This is a genomic window from Alteromonas sp. RKMC-009 (genome assembly GCF_003584565.2).
Lineage (GTDB): Bacteria > Pseudomonadota > Gammaproteobacteria > Enterobacterales > Alteromonadaceae > Alteromonas.
This window is the reverse complement of record NZ_CP031010.1, coordinates 719,723-733,942: the sequence shown is the minus strand read 5'-3', so window position 1 is coordinate 733,942 and position 14,220 is coordinate 719,723. Positions and strand designations below refer to the sequence as shown.

Sequence of the window (14,220 nt, the reverse complement as noted above, 5' to 3'; positions counted from 1 at the left end):
ACAGTTGTTGCATTTTGAGCGAAGAAATTATTCGTGCCAGAATAGCTATATTACTCTTAACGGGCAAATGATTATGAAAACCTTTGATTATATCTGTATTGGTGGTGGCAGCGGCGGAATCGCATCGGCCAACCGCGCAGCAAAACATGGCAAGAAAGTCGCACTCATTGAAGGCGCTGAGATTGGCGGTACCTGTGTAAACGTGGGCTGCGTGCCGAAAAAAGCCATGTGGTTCGGCGCGAACGTGGCAGAAGCCATTCATAAGTATGGCCCTGACTATGGTTTTGATGTCACCGTCAATAACTACAGCTGGGAAGTGATGGTGGCCAACCGTCAGGCGTACATTGAGCGTATCCACGCTTCCTATGATCGCGTGCTTGGTGCCAACGATATTACTGTTATTAAAGGCTTTGCAACATTCGTTGACGATCACACCATTGAAGTAAATGGCGAGCAGTACACTGCGCCGCACATTACTATTGCTGTTGGCGGCCGCCCCCGCTTTCCCGATATTCCGGGCGCGGAACATGGCATCGACTCAGACGGCTTCTTTGCCCTGCAAACACAGCCCGAACGGGCAGTAGTTGTTGGTGCTGGTTACATTGGTGTGGAACTGGCGGGCGTACTGCATTCACTGGGCACAAAAACCGATTTGGTTATCCGTCACGGCCAGCCACTTCGTCATTTCGACCCCATGATTGCTGAAACGCTCACGGAAATTATCGACAGCGAAGGCCCTGCCCTGCATAAGTTTTCAGAGATTGAAAAAGTGGAAAAGCAGGATGACGATTCACTGAAAATCACCCTTTCCACCGGTGAAATCATTGAAACCGATGTGCTTATCTGGGCCATTGGCCGGGTACCATCCAGCGACAAGTTGGCGTTGGAAACCACCGGTATCGACACTGACGATAAAGGTTTCATTAAAGTAGATAAATTCCAGAACACCACGGTAGATGGCGTGTACTGTGTGGGCGACGTTACCGGTCATGCAGAACTGACGCCGGTTGCCATTAAAGCCGGACGTTTGCTCAGTGAACGCTTGTTCAATGGCCAGAGCGATGCGCACCTGGATTACAATCTCATCCCTACCGTCGTATTCAGCCATCCGCCAATAGGCACTGTGGGAATGACAGAGCCGGAAGCAGAAGAAGCCTACGGTAAGGAAAACCTGAAGGTTTACACGTCATCATTTGCCGCCATGTACACGGCTGTCACCAAACACCGTCAGGCAACGAAAATGAAGCTGATTTGTGCCGGTGAAGAGGAACGCGTGGTTGGCCTGCACGGTATAGGAATGGGCATGGATGAAATTCTGCAAGGCTTTGCTGTCGCCATGAAGATGGGCGCGACCAAAGCCGATTTCGACAGCTGTATTGCGATTCACCCCACCAGCGCCGAAGAGTTTGTTACTATGTAGATCGCGTTCTGGAATGTTAGACTGTAGCTGAGCACTTTCTGGAAAATGTACTACCCTTTAGAAATTCTTAGATTCATTCGGGGTAGTACATGACTTACGTGATTCAATCAAATCCCTTCTCTGTGCTTCCCCTTTCGGTACCCAATAGTGGGCACATTAAGCTGGAAGGTATCCCAACTTTTACTATTCAAACCACGAATATATTACACCTGTAAATCTTTGGATAAATCATCTAGTCAACTACAGGAAGGCGAAAGATTTAAACTCCACGGTTCGTGCTTTAAAGCGCTACTTTAATTTCTTGGAAGAAAACTCATTATCTTGGGATAAATTTCCGACTGCTAAATATTTAAGACCTACCTATAGGTTTAGAAACGATAATTTACTAACAAACGCAAGGCTAGGACAAATCCAGTTCTCTACGGCATCTCTTTACATGAGGCATGTCGTAAAGTTTTACGAGTGGTGTATTCACCAAAAATTTCTTAACGTTAACGAATCCGGTAAACCATTTGACTACGAGATGGTGAAAATCAGAAACACCAGAATGATGAATCATCTTAACCCTCATTACATTGTCAGTAGCACGGACCTTCGCGTAAAAGTTCCTTTAAAAGAGCGAGTGCAATCACTCAATCCGCTATCAAAAAATGAGCTAGAGCCCTTTGCGAAAGCACTCTCCACGTTCAACATAGAGTTTATAATCCATCAACTCTTGCAAGTACAATCAGGTTTGAGATTACAGGAAGCATGTACTTTCCCATTATGTTTAGCGTGGGAACTTGAGTTTTCCGATAAATCAGAAGTGAAAATTGGTCCGATGAATGGTGTAGCTACAAAGTATGGAAAAGAAAGAAAAGTCGAAATCTCTCCCAGCCTCAGAGCTCTACTTGTTGGCTATGCAAAATCAAAAAGGCGCAGGCTAAGGCTCAAAAAGAACAATAGTTCATTTTTGCTAGTCTCGAAATCAGGTGCTCCATTTAGTCCTAACAACGTTCAGCAATCGTTTAGAAGATTAAGAAACGCTGTTGAGCGTGAAACGTCTTCGCTATTTTCTCATACCACTCATGACCTCAGAGCCACGTACTGTACGTACCGCCTTGCATCGCTTTTAGAGATAGGGATGCAAAAAGACGCAGTAACACAAATGATGGCATGGATGGGACACAGTAGTGAAGCAACAACTTGGAAGTATGAATCGCCACTAGTTTCCTAGACGCCTCTCAGTTAGATAAACTAACTGAAAAGAGAGGTGCTTATGAGCGGTAAACGCTACCCTGAAGAATTTAAAATTGAAGCGGTCAAACAAGTCGTTGATCGTGGCCATTCTGTCGCTGATGTTGCCAAGCGACTCGATATCACTACTCACAGCTTGTACGCCTGGGTTAAGAAGTTCGGCCCTGATTCCAAGAAGCATAATGATTTATCTGAGGCCCAGGCTGAGATAAAGCGACTTCAGAAAGAATTAAAACGGGCTACAGAAGAACGGGATATATTAAAAAAAGCCGCGGCGTACTTCGCAAAGCAGTCCGATTGAGGTACGCCTTTATCAAGGATAATAGCAATAGCTGGCCTGTTCGTTGGCTATGTCGGATGCTGGATGTTCATCCCAGCGGATACTATGCCTGGAGCAGTAAGCCTCTGTCGAAACGCGACAAAGCCAACCGTCGTCTAACAGGACTAATTAAGCAATTCTGGCTGGAGTCTGGTGGCGTGTACGGCTACCGCAAAATTCATTCAGATTTACGGGACATCGGTGAACGATGCGGTATTAACCGCGTGTACCGACTCATGGTTCGGGAAGGATTACGTGCTCAGGTTGGCTATCGACGGCCTCGTCATCGAGGCGAAGAAAGTCACGTTGTGGTGCCAAACCGGCTGAACCGGGAGTTTAATCCCGCTGCGCCTGATGAAGCCTGGGTAACGGATATCACGCATGTCCGAACTCACGAAGGCTGGCTGTATCTGGCGGTTGTTGTCGACTTGTTCTCCCGAAAGGTTATCGGCTGGTCAATGCAGCAACGAATAACGAAAGACATTGTGCTCAACGCTCTGTTGATGGCTGTATGGCGTCGGAATCCAAAGCAACAAGTGACGGTGCACTCAGATCAAGGAAGCCAATATACCAGCCATGACTGGCAGGCATTCCTGAAAGCGAATGGTCTGGAGGGAAGTATGAGCCGACGTGGTAACTGTCATGATAACGCCGTGGCGGAAAGCTTCTTCCAACTGCTGAAGCGAGAGAGAATCAAAAAGAAAATCTACTCAACCAGAGATGATGCCCGTGCTGACATATTCGATTACATCGAAATGTTTTATAACTGCAAACGCAAACATGGTTCCAATAATTTACTGTCACCAGTAGAGTATGAAAAACGCCATGTTCAACGGCTGGGAAGTGTCTAGGCTAGTAGTGGCGATTCAGATATCAAAAGACTGAAAGATCTTGAAGACGAAAACCGCAGGCTTAAAGCGATGTTCGCTGACTTAAGTCTGGAACACCGGATCCTCAAAGATATCGTCGAAAAAAAGCTGTAAAGCCAGCGATAAGGCGTGAGCTTGTTGATTATGCGCGAGAGCAGCATGGTGCTAGTTTACGTCTTGCCTGTCGCGCTGTTGGCATCAGTGATTCAGTTTATCGTTACCAGCCTGATCAAACGCGTGATGATAGGGTCATCGCCAAACTGATTGAAGCCGCTGAGCGCTATCCGGCCTACGGATTCAGCAAGCTGTACAAAATCCTGCGTCGTTGGGGCCATGGCTGGAATCATAAGCGTGTTCACCGGATTTACTGCGAACTCAAGCTGAATAAACGACGCCGTGGAAAGCGACGGCTGCCAGCGAGAAACCCGGAGCCACTGGCCGTGCCGGCTCAGGCTAATCATTGCTGGTCAATGGATTTTATGTGCGACAGCCTGCAATGCGGCAGACGCTTCAGAACGTTCAATCTGGTAGACGATTTCAACCGTGAAGCACTGGCTATCGAGATTGACCTGAATCTGCCATCGCAGCGTGTAGTCAGAGTATTGGAGCGCGTCGTCGCCTGGCGGGGTTACCCCAGTAAACTTCGCATGGACAACGGGCCGGAATTTATCTCAATCACGCTGGCAAGTTGGGCTGAAGAGCATGGTATTGCACTGGAATTTATTAAACCCGGAAAGCCTACGCAAAATTCTTTTATCGAGAGATTCAACCGCACTTACAGGACAGAAATACTCAACATGTATGTCTTCAAAACATTGAATGAAGTACGTGAACTGACCGAAAACTGGATGACAGAATACAACGAGGAACGCCCCCATGATGCACTGAATGATCTGACACCGTGGGAATATTTAAGCAAACATGAACCGGCTGAAACCTCTAATTATGGATGTAACTAATTAGGGGAGGTTTACAAATTGTCCCGTACTCCCAAAAGCTCTCGGTTAAAGCGGTTGAGGAGGAAGCAGGCCTAGGCAGCGGTTCAATATACTATTACGAAGATATTGTCGAAAAAATTTGGGCTTTAAAAAAACAAAGCTATTCAGTGAGTATGATACCCGAACACTCCTCAGACGCTCTTTCAAAACTGAGGTTACGACTCAAAAAAGAAATTAAATTGAAAAGAAAGTACAAGAGCGAAGTAGCTGAGCTTCGTGAAAGGCTATCCAATATGGCTAGCCAGCACAATTCTTTTGCATTAACCATCGAAGAGTACAAACAGAGAGTGGCAGAATTAGAGTACCAGTTAACAAATGAATAGCATGTCTAATTTATCTTGTATCGTCACATCGAAATCACTTGGTGTTCACACGCTTGTGTGGAGTAGGCAACATTTGATTTAACAAAATTGCTAGAAAGCTTGCGCAAATCTGACAGTTTCTCATTGCACATACTGCGCTCGCACTCTCATTGAAGCTCATTGGCATCCATTAGTGCGTAAGAACTTGTCTGTAAAAGCATACTAGGTTAATTGGTTGCAGATCCTGTGTTTTGGGAGATACTGGATGCAGCAAAGATAAAGCTTAAAAAAAATAATGGGCTGAACATCCATTGGACCAACGTTCTCATAGTATTTACACATTCGCGTTTTTATTGATGCGTATATTATTCCCTAGTCAAACTTAATTCGGCTTGTATCAAACGGCTAATTACTGTGAATTTTAATGGTGTGCGGTTTGAATAACGAGAAGGTGCAAATCCAAACAGCTGTTTAAACGTTTTACTCATATGAGGTAAGTCAGAAAAACCCGAAGCATGGGCAGCCTCAGTCAATGTTGCTGACTTACTCAGTTGTTCTATTGCGGCGCGCACACGCCACCAGACAATAAAACGACTAATAGGTATACCCACTTCTTGCTTAAAAAGATGTGTTAGACGACTTGGGGACAAGAAAACCTTCGATGATAAAAACGCCATATCGATTGCACAACCTCTCTGCGAAGCAATAATGTCGATGACCGCTCGTACCCGTTTATCCTCAGGGCGCGATGAAAGCGCAGGACTATAGACTAGCCCTACCGCTTTATTTACTGTTTTCCACACTTTGTCGATATCGACGTCAGTAAATAGATGCTGAGAAATGGATCCCAATTCTTTGCTAGTAAGCGGCAGAGTATTAATTCCATCACTCCTGGCTTGACGTAAGGCTTTGAGAAATTGTTGGTTTTGCCTATCTTCAGGCTCTAAATAGATGACTACAATCTGATTGTCCTGTGCCAAAACCTTGTGAGGGACATCTTCGAAAATCACAATACATTGTCCGGTGTGAATACTTTGTGCTTTGTGATCTTGAACCGAGATGTCTCTGTCTAAACCAATGCAAATTTGGACAGCATGATGTGCATGAACATAATTATCAGGACTGACTCCGATGTAAATCGCTTTGTAGGGCCACAAATGAATATGCATGGCTGACTCAGTATCAAAAGTTCAGCCTAGTATTTTTTGCTTCAGAAATCTATACGCATGACGAATGTTAGCCGATAGATACACGTTGAGGCGAGCGCGCACAGTGAAATTGTGTGGTTCTTACACTTTTAAGTGTGTAAATAATTTAAAATGCCACAGTCCCTAATGGTTTTGTCTTGATCACACTTTGCCGCCATATTTTCGAGTGATGACTTTAATGCGTTTAGCTCTTCAATGCGAATAATGACGTCGGATAAATGCTTAGCTATTAACGTATTGATATTTGAACAGCTCTGATCCGGCCTCGAACGACTGTCCATGAGCGTTTTTACTTCCGTGATAGACATATCTAATGAACGACACTGTTTGATAAACAGGAGTTGTTCAATAGTCCCCTTGTCGTAGACACGATAATTTCCACTTGAGCGCTTAAGCTCAGGCAAGAGCCCCTTCTTTTCATAAAAACGAATGGTCTGAATACTACAACCTGTCGTCTTTGCGACATCACCAATTTTCATTTTTTTCTCCTAACCGTTGACTCTATACCAAGTATAGACTTTATACTCATACTATTCATCAGTAAAGAGTGTGTTTCTAATGAGCGGATGTGGGTGCGAAGTTGAGATAAAAGACCAGTCCCAACGACAGGTTTTGTATTGGCTTTTGGGAATAAACGCGACAATGTTTGTTATAGAAATGGGGATCGGGTTGTTTGCTGATTCAACCGCATTAATAGCCGATTCACTTGATATGCTCGCCGACGCAGTTGTCTATGGTATTGCCCTTTATGCTATTGGTAAATCGCTATTACACAAAGCGAATGCGGCTAGAATTAGCGGCTTTTTTCAGATGGCACTGGGTCTGTTGATAATCATTGATATTGTAAGACGGTCAATTTACGGCAGCGAACCTGTATCAGGATTAATGATGGCTATGGGGGCGGTTGCACTGGTTGCTAATGTCATTTGTCTTGTGATCATACGCAAACAAAAAAATGAAGAAGTGCATATGCGGGCAAGCTGGATATTTTCAGCCAACGATGTGATTGCCAACTTAGGTGTTATCTTTGCTGGCGTTTTGGTGTTTTGGCTCGATTCTCGATGGCCTGATTTGGTTATCGGTGTGATAGTTTCGTGCGTTGTGTTGCGCGGGGCAAAAATGATCCTCGAAGATGCTAAAAATGAAAGACAGCGAGCGCTTAGTGCGCAAAATTAATAAGAACATGCCAATTTTTAATTGCACATCACAACTGCGTAGGTTGGCATGGTTACTTATTACTTTGCTCATGTGTCAATCGGGCTTTTCGTTCGCCGCTCAATGCGATGACTACCCGGCGGAGGTATCGTCAGTCCCTAAACAATCAAAGTCCATAAGCACTTATGGTGTTCCCGAAAAAAATGTAAATGCTAATGATACGTCGAGTGAAGAGTCTAAGTGTTTCCATTGTGTGCTGTGTCAATGTGGACAGATTAAGTTTCTGGCACAACACCCAATAAGTGACGTAGCTAAACCGTTATCTACCAATCAACACAGTTATTCCCGCAACGTCACTGACGGCCTAGTCGAAGGTCTTTTACGCCCACCTCAACATTAATCCATTCCCTTCTACATGTTTGCATGGGCGCTTTCCATGTATGTCGTTATCTTATGAAAAAAGGTTCTTTTATGAGTTCTTCTCGCCCATTGGGCATAAAAAAAGCTCGCTCAGCGTATCTGAAATTGATATCTGCTGTACTGGTAACCATGAGCATATCTGTTCAATCTGCCAATGCACAAAAGTCTTCAATCACGCTTGAAAATGCGCTCAAACGCACATTATCAAACAACCCAGATTTAGTTGTGTTCGATTTTAAATCTTCGGCTTTGGATGGTGAATCAAAAATGGCCAATTTACGACCCAAAATGTCTGTTGGGGTTGAAGTTGAAAATGTGTTGGGAACAGGCGAAGTGTCTGGTATCAAAGATGCCGATTTGACACTGACCTTATCGTCGGTCATCGAGCTTGGCGATAAAGTCAGCGGCCGAATGAATGTGGTGAGTACAAAAAAAGCACAACTGCTTACTCAACGGCGAATTCGGACGCTGGACATCCTAGGTGAAACAACTCGACGATATATCAATGTCATTGTCCAACAAGCGTTGCACAAGACTGAGCAACGAGCTGAAATGCTGGCTCGCACAATGCTTCAGACAGTCTCTACACGGGTTGAAGCGGGAGCTTCTTCACCACTTGAGAAAAAACGTGCAGAGTCAGCGTTGTCGCAGGCGCGTTTGTCGTTATTGATAAATGAACAAAAACTCAGTGAGTATAAACGCGACCTGGCCATCATGTGGGGCGACACTAACGCTGTGTTTGCGGAAGTTGAAGGGGCACTGTTATCGTTTCCAAATTCACTATCACTTGAACATGTGCTTTCACAGCTTCAAAGCAATCCACACGTTTTGCTTTATGCTGATAATTATCGGGTTCAAGAGGCCCGACTAAGAGTAGTTCAGACTAGCCAGCAGTTTGATATTGCGTGGGAAGCTGGTATCCGGAGACTGCAAGGAATTGATGACACAGCGTTTGTCGCCAGTATTTCGGTGCCGTTAAATACCAAGCAGCGGAATCTAGGTGAATACGAACAACAACGCGCATTGCTTGACAGTATCGACTATCAAAAGCAAGCGAAAATTCGTGAACTCACTCGCCAAATAAATCAAGTCATTAGTGCAAAAGACCAAGCCTTGCTCACTGTTACGACCCTTCAAGACAATGTCGTTCCCACATTGGAATCTGCACTGAACTTGGCGCGGGAAGGCTATGAAAGTGGTCGCTACAACTACTTAGAGTGGGTGACAACGCAGCAACAACTCATCGATATGCAACGAACACTGATAAAAGCCGCAGGCTTAGTTCACCTTCGAAGCGCAGATCTAGAGGCACTTACGGGAATTCCCGTGTTTTCTGACTCTCCCTCGACGTCTGTTCAATCATCAGAATTACTAGAGAAAAAATAATGAATACATCACAATTTACATTACTCACTAGCGCACGTGACTTGCTTGGCGTGTTAGCCATGCTACTTACTTTATTGTTTGCTACTGTCGCCCTGGCTGATGATGACGATGAGGAAGCCGAAGAAAGACCCGAGTACGTAGTATTATCTCAAGAACGGATGCTTAAACACGATATCGTGACTGCTTCAGCCGCGTCAGGATCATTATCGCTCACAACCAGAACGTTTGGGCGGATAGTTCATGATCCTGCGTCACTGAGTCATATTCGTGCCCGCTTCGACGGTGTTGTAAAACGTATCATGGTGAATATTGGAGATAAAATAGAAAAAGGTGACACGCTGGCAATCATTGAGTCAAACGAGAGTTTAAATCAATACTCAATCACCTCACCGATGTCTGGAAAAATCATAGCTAGACACGCCAATGATGGTGAGCTCACCAACGGTCAAGTGCTGCTTTCTGTTGCTAATTACTCTCGCGCAATTGCTCAATTGGCTATTTTCCCCAAACAACGTACTCATATTGCCGCTGATATGGAAGTCACTTTAAGGCTTGAGGAATTGCAGCAACAATCAAGTATAAGCCACATTACGTCCTCACCGGATGACAAACCCTATTCTATCGCGTTTGTGAACGTTGATAATGGCAGTGGTTATTGGCCTTTAGGCGCTATGGTAGAGGGTTATATTCAGATTGGTTTCCAAGAAGTCAATCTGGCACTCCCCAAAAGTTCAATACAAGAGTTAGATGGGCAAACCATTGTTTTTGTCAAAGAAGGGGAACGATTTTACCCCCGCCAAGTAAAACTTGGGAACACGGACAACCGTTTAGTAGAGATTGTGAAGGGCGTTCAAATAGGCCAGCAAGTCGTTGTAGAAAATAGCTATCTACTAAAAGCTGATTTATTAAAAATGGAGGCGGGCGATGATGACTAATTACCTGCGAATTTATTGTCAAAAGCAAAGCCAAGTCCATAAAAACGGTGAGGTGAGAGCATGATTGCACGAATACTCCGTCTGTCGATTGAGCGCCGTGGTGTCATGATGTTGTTCGCCTTGTTTGTCGCCTTTTTTGGTATGTACAGTTACAAACAACTGCCGATTGATGCTGTGCCTGATATCACCAACGTGCAAGTGCAGATAAATACCGCAACCCCAGGTTACTCGCCTTTGGAGACTGAACAACGCATAACGTTTATAGTTGAAACCTCGCTGGCCGGTTTGCCTAATTTATCGTATACCCGCTCGATATCACGCTATGGCTTGTCGCAAGTCACAGTCGTGTTTAAAGAGGGCACCGATTTATATTTCGCACGAAATCTCGTCAACGAGCGTCTCACCGCCATCGCGGCGCAATTGCCAACAGGGTTAACCCCTGAAATGGGCCCTATCGCCACAGGCTTGGGTGAAATTTACATGTACTCGTTAAGTGCTGAGCCTCAGGCGCGACAGGACAACGGTCAACCCTATGATGCTATGGCATTAAGGGAGATCCATGATTGGGTAGTTAAGCCCCAATTGTCGCTTGTTGAGGGGGTGACCGAGGTTTATGCGGTAGGCGGATTTGAAAAGCAATATCATGTGAATCCTAATCCAGTCGCAATGATAAACTTTGGGATAAGTACAGGTGACCTTCTCAGTGCGCTAGAACGCAACAATGCGAATCAAGGCGCTGGTTTTGTAGAACAAAATGGGCAACAAGTACTGATCAGATCGGAAGCCCAACTGAAGGGCATCGACGATATCGGCCAAGTGGTTGTTAAGATCATTGATGGCGTACCGGTAAAAATTCAAGACATCGCCCAAATCAACCTCGGTAAAGAGCTGCGCTCTGGAGCCGGCACGTTAAATGGCCAAGAAACAGTGATTGGCACGACAATGATGTTAGTGGGAGAAAACTCTCGTACGGTCGCCAAAGCTGTGGACAGTAAGCTCGAAACCATTAAAACAAGCTTACCCGAGGGCGTTATCCTTGAAGCGGTTTACGATAGAACAAGCCTCGTTGACAAAACCATCGACACAGTACAGAAAAACCTCGTCGAGGGCGCTTTACTTGTCATCGTTGTGCTATTCGTTTTGCTTGGGAATGTGCGAGCTGCACTTATTACAGCCGCTGTAATACCCCTGGCAATGCTTGCCACGATATCGGGTATGGTCAAAACCGATGTGTCTGCTAACTTAATGAGTTTAGGCGCACTGGATTTTGGCTTGATTGTCGATGGCGCAGTTATCATTGTTGAAAACTGTATCAGGCGATTATCCGAATCCCAGAAGCAAAACGGCGCAACTCTACCGCTCAAAGAAAGACTGAATGTTGTATATGAAGCCACTAATGAAGTCATACGTCCCAGTTTGTTTGGTGTATTGATCATTACCATTGTTTATATCCCCTTGTTCACGCTCACTGGCGTCGAAGGTAAAATGTTCCACCCCATGGCAGCGACCGTGATAATGGCTTTGCTTGCCGCAATGGTATTTTGTTTTACCGTAGTGCCTGCGGCGATAGCAATTTTCATGAGAGGTAAAATTAGCGAAAAAGAAAGCCCAATTATTAAAGGTGCAAAGGCAGTCTATCGTCCTGTTTTAACCGGAGCGCTGCGTTTTAGATGGCTAGTGGTAGTAGCAGCGAGTGCTTTGGTTGTCGGCAGTTTATGGATGGGCAGTAAATTAGGCTCCGAGTTTATTCCCCAGCTCAATGAAGGTGATATCTTAGTACAGGCAATACGGATCCCTGGGACAGGGGTAGAACAAGCAGTTGAAATGCAAAAAACTCTTGAAGCGAAACTTATGCAGTATGAGCAAGTACAGACGGTATTCGGTCGCACGGGTACGGGTGAGGTCGCCACCGACCCTATGCCACCAAACATTACAGATACTTATGTTATTTTAAAGCCTCGGGAGCAATGGCCCGATCCATCAATGATAAAAGCTGAGTTAGTGGAAACGTTTGAAGAGGACTTGTTTACTTTGCCCGGCAATAATTATGAATTTACGCAACCTATACAAATGCGTTTTAACGAATTGATTAGTGGCGTAAGGGCAGATTTGGGGATAAAGCTATTTGGGGATGACTTAGATACGCTCTTTGCATCTGCTTCTGACATTTTGACCGTTATTTCAACGATTGAAGGAGCTGATGACGCGAGGCTTGAGCAGGTAGAAGGCATTCCAATCTTCACCGTCACACCAAAGCCTGATCAATTGGCACGCTTTGGTTTGGATATAGCCGACTTGCAGTTATGGCTCAATGCTGCGACAGGTGGAGAAACCGCTGGAATGATTTTTGAAGGCGACAGACGCTTTGAGATTGTCGTGCGATATGGCGACGACATTCGAAATGAACTCACTCAGCTTGAGAGCGTTCCCATCGTCACGCCCTCTGGTGAGCATGTACCGATAAGCGAATTAGCCACACTGGCATTTAAAGAAGTACCTAGCCAAATAAGCCGGGAAAATGGCAAACGTAGTATTGTTGTCACAGCAAATGTGCGTGACAGAGATATTGGCACTTTTGTTGAAGAAGCTCAGGCGAGAATCAATGATGAAGTAGATTTACCTGCTGGTTATTGGCTCGACTATGGTGGAACCTTTGAGCAGCTCGAGAGTGCGAGTCAACGATTGACTATTGTGGTACCGGTTACGTTGTTTGTGATTTTGACAATGCTGGTAATTGCGTTTGGTTCTATACGCGATGCGTTGATTATCTTCACAGGTATCCCTTTGGCATTAACAGGCGGTGTAATGTCTCTTTGGTTAAGGGATATGCCTTTATCCATATCCGCGTCGGTAGGATTTATCGCGTTGTCTGGGATTGCCGTATTAAACGGATTGGTAATGCTGTCCTTCATCAAGCAACGTTTGCTAGAAACCGGAGAATTAGTGAATAGCATTGTTGAAGGGGCACTTATTCGCTTGCGTCCGGTATTAATGACAGCACTAGTGGCAAGCCTTGGATTTGTGCCCATGGCGCTCAATACGGGCATAGGTGCAGAGGTGCAACGGCCTTTGGCCACGGTGGTCATCGGCGGGATAATATCGTCAACCTTGCTAACACTGGTAGTGCTGCCTGTACTCTATCGACTCGTGCATAGTAAAGGGGATTAGTAGTGTTCTTGGGCATTTATTCGTAAATGCCCAAGTTTTACCTGAACGATTTTTAGGTACCTATTGACTCTTTATTAAGTATAGACTTTACAATCATATTCTTAACGTCATGTACGATAAGGATAGATATGGTTTCGCTTATTTTAATTAGTAGTTTTTTGGCGCTAGCCGTCCTCGGTAGAAGCTTTGTTCAATATAAGAGAAATGGTGATTTTGGTATAAGAGCAGCATCTATAAACGCACCATTAATAGAAATTGTACCAGGGGCTATATTCGTGGTTACGTTTTGCTTTGCATTTGGTCTAGTTCTTTTTGGTTACTTAGGACGTGCGCCCCTACTATTTGTTCCTTCAATTCCATTTCAGCTTCTCGGCTCCTTGATTGGCGCCTGCGGAATTGCTGTAACTTTGTTGTCTCAAATTCAAATGGGAGATTCATGGCGTATTGGCGTTGACCAGCAAGAAACGACTGCACTTATTACCCACGGGATTTACGCAAAGTCTCGCAACCCCATTTACTTTGGTATTTTTCTATTTTGGGCAGGGGTGTGTATAACGTTCCCACATTTGCTGCTTTGGGCATGTGCTTTTGTATGTTGGATTTGCATTGAAGTGATTGTTCGACAAATTGAAGAGCCTTATTTGAAGAAAGTGCATGGCGATGATTTTCTAAAATATAAGTCTGACACTAACCGATACATACCTAAGCTTTCACGCTTTAAGTTTTGACGCTTAAATAAGTAATGGCGCAGGCTGCTTTATATGCACAAACTAACGAACGGTATCTTTTAACGTCCATTTTTAT

10 protein-coding genes and 1 pseudogene are annotated in these 14,220 nt (G+C 44.8%); 9 read left to right on the top strand and 2 right to left on the bottom strand.

The window, feature by feature from the left end; genetic code table 11:
• Positions 1-73: 73 nt before the first annotated feature.
• The 4 genes and pseudogenes from gorA to DS731_RS03205 all read left to right on the top strand — a co-directional run.
• Positions 74-1,420, top strand: a complete 1,347-nt coding sequence (gene gorA / locus DS731_RS03220; protein WP_119499973.1) for a glutathione-disulfide reductase — start codon at positions 74-76, stop codon at positions 1,418-1,420.
• 547 nt (positions 1,421-1,967) lie between these two features.
• Entirely contained in the window at positions 1,968-2,636 is a 669-nt protein-coding gene (locus tag DS731_RS22180; protein WP_232373467.1) for a site-specific integrase, read from the top strand.
• Positions 2,637-2,678: 42 nt separating this feature from the next.
• Positions 2,679-3,826, top strand: a protein-coding gene (locus tag DS731_RS03210; RefSeq protein WP_119499971.1) for an IS3 family transposase whose coding sequence is annotated in 2 segments (ribosomal slippage) — positions 2,679-2,916 and positions 2,916-3,826 — 1,149 coding nt in all. Because the reading frame shifts where the segments join, the coding sequence is not laid out codon by codon here.
• A 15-nt stretch (positions 3,827-3,841) separates the two neighbouring features.
• Positions 3,842-4,803: pseudogene (locus DS731_RS03205) on the top strand (IS3 family transposase); the annotation flags it as partial.
• Between the two features lie 706 nt (positions 4,804-5,509).
• Here the strand turns inward: DS731_RS03205 and DS731_RS03195 are convergent.
• Positions 5,510-6,313 carry a helix-turn-helix transcriptional regulator gene (locus DS731_RS03195; protein WP_119499969.1) on the bottom strand — a complete coding sequence of 268 codons (804 nt, stop codon included), beginning with the start codon at positions 6,311-6,313 and terminating at the stop codon, positions 5,510-5,512.
• Between the two features lie 128 nt (positions 6,314-6,441).
• Positions 6,442-6,831 (bottom strand): Cd(II)/Pb(II)-responsive transcriptional regulator, encoded by a 390-nt coding sequence (cadR, locus tag DS731_RS03190; protein ID WP_075607154.1) that lies wholly within the window; start codon positions 6,829-6,831, stop codon positions 6,442-6,444.
• A 79-nt stretch (positions 6,832-6,910) separates the two neighbouring features.
• Here cadR and DS731_RS03185 point away from each other — a divergent pair, with 79 nt between their 5' ends.
• From DS731_RS03185 to DS731_RS03160, 5 genes are all read left to right on the top strand, one after another.
• A complete protein-coding gene (locus DS731_RS03185) occupies positions 6,911-7,528 on the top strand; it encodes a cation transporter (protein ID WP_075607155.1) in 618 nt (205 codons plus the stop codon).
• Between the two features lie 450 nt (positions 7,529-7,978).
• Positions 7,979-9,313: a TolC family protein gene (locus DS731_RS03175; protein ID WP_119499967.1), complete on the top strand. Its 1,335-nt coding sequence runs from the start codon at positions 7,979-7,981 to the stop codon at positions 9,311-9,313.
• Positions 9,313-10,248: an efflux RND transporter periplasmic adaptor subunit gene (locus tag DS731_RS03170; protein WP_119499966.1), complete on the top strand. Its 936-nt coding sequence runs from the start codon at positions 9,313-9,315 to the stop codon at positions 10,246-10,248. Before DS731_RS03175 ends, DS731_RS03170 begins: the two co-directional genes overlap by 1 nt.
• Before the next feature lie 60 nt (positions 10,249-10,308).
• The gene (locus DS731_RS03165) at positions 10,309-13,416 is read left to right on the top strand and encodes an efflux RND transporter permease subunit (RefSeq protein WP_119499965.1); all 3,108 of its coding nucleotides are present in this window, start codon (positions 10,309-10,311) and stop codon (positions 13,414-13,416) included.
• Positions 13,417-13,544: 128 nt separating this feature from the next.
• Positions 13,545-14,144, top strand: coding sequence for a methyltransferase family protein (locus DS731_RS03160; protein ID WP_004588581.1), 600 nt, complete (start codon positions 13,545-13,547; stop codon positions 14,142-14,144).
• Positions 14,145-14,220: the final 76 nt, after the last annotated feature.

Coding starts and splice junctions, on each gene's coding strand:
- cadR (WP_075607154.1), bottom strand. CDS start 6,831: ATGAAAATTGGTGATGTCGCAAAGACGACAGGTTGTAGTATTCAGACC.
- DS731_RS03165 (WP_119499965.1), top strand. CDS start 10,309: ATGATTGCACGAATACTCCGTCTGTCGATTGAGCGCCGTGGTGTCATG.
- DS731_RS03185 (WP_075607155.1), top strand. CDS start 6,911: ATGAGCGGATGTGGGTGCGAAGTTGAGATAAAAGACCAGTCCCAACGA.
- DS731_RS03170 (WP_119499966.1), top strand. CDS start 9,313: ATGAATACATCACAATTTACATTACTCACTAGCGCACGTGACTTGCTT.
- DS731_RS22180 (WP_232373467.1), top strand. CDS start 1,968: ATGATGAATCATCTTAACCCTCATTACATTGTCAGTAGCACGGACCTT.
- DS731_RS03195 (WP_119499969.1), bottom strand. CDS start 6,313: ATGCATATTCATTTGTGGCCCTACAAAGCGATTTACATCGGAGTCAGT.
- gorA (WP_119499973.1), top strand. CDS start 74: ATGAAAACCTTTGATTATATCTGTATTGGTGGTGGCAGCGGCGGAATC.
- DS731_RS03160 (WP_004588581.1), top strand. CDS start 13,545: ATGGTTTCGCTTATTTTAATTAGTAGTTTTTTGGCGCTAGCCGTCCTC.
- DS731_RS03175 (WP_119499967.1), top strand. CDS start 7,979: ATGAGTTCTTCTCGCCCATTGGGCATAAAAAAAGCTCGCTCAGCGTAT.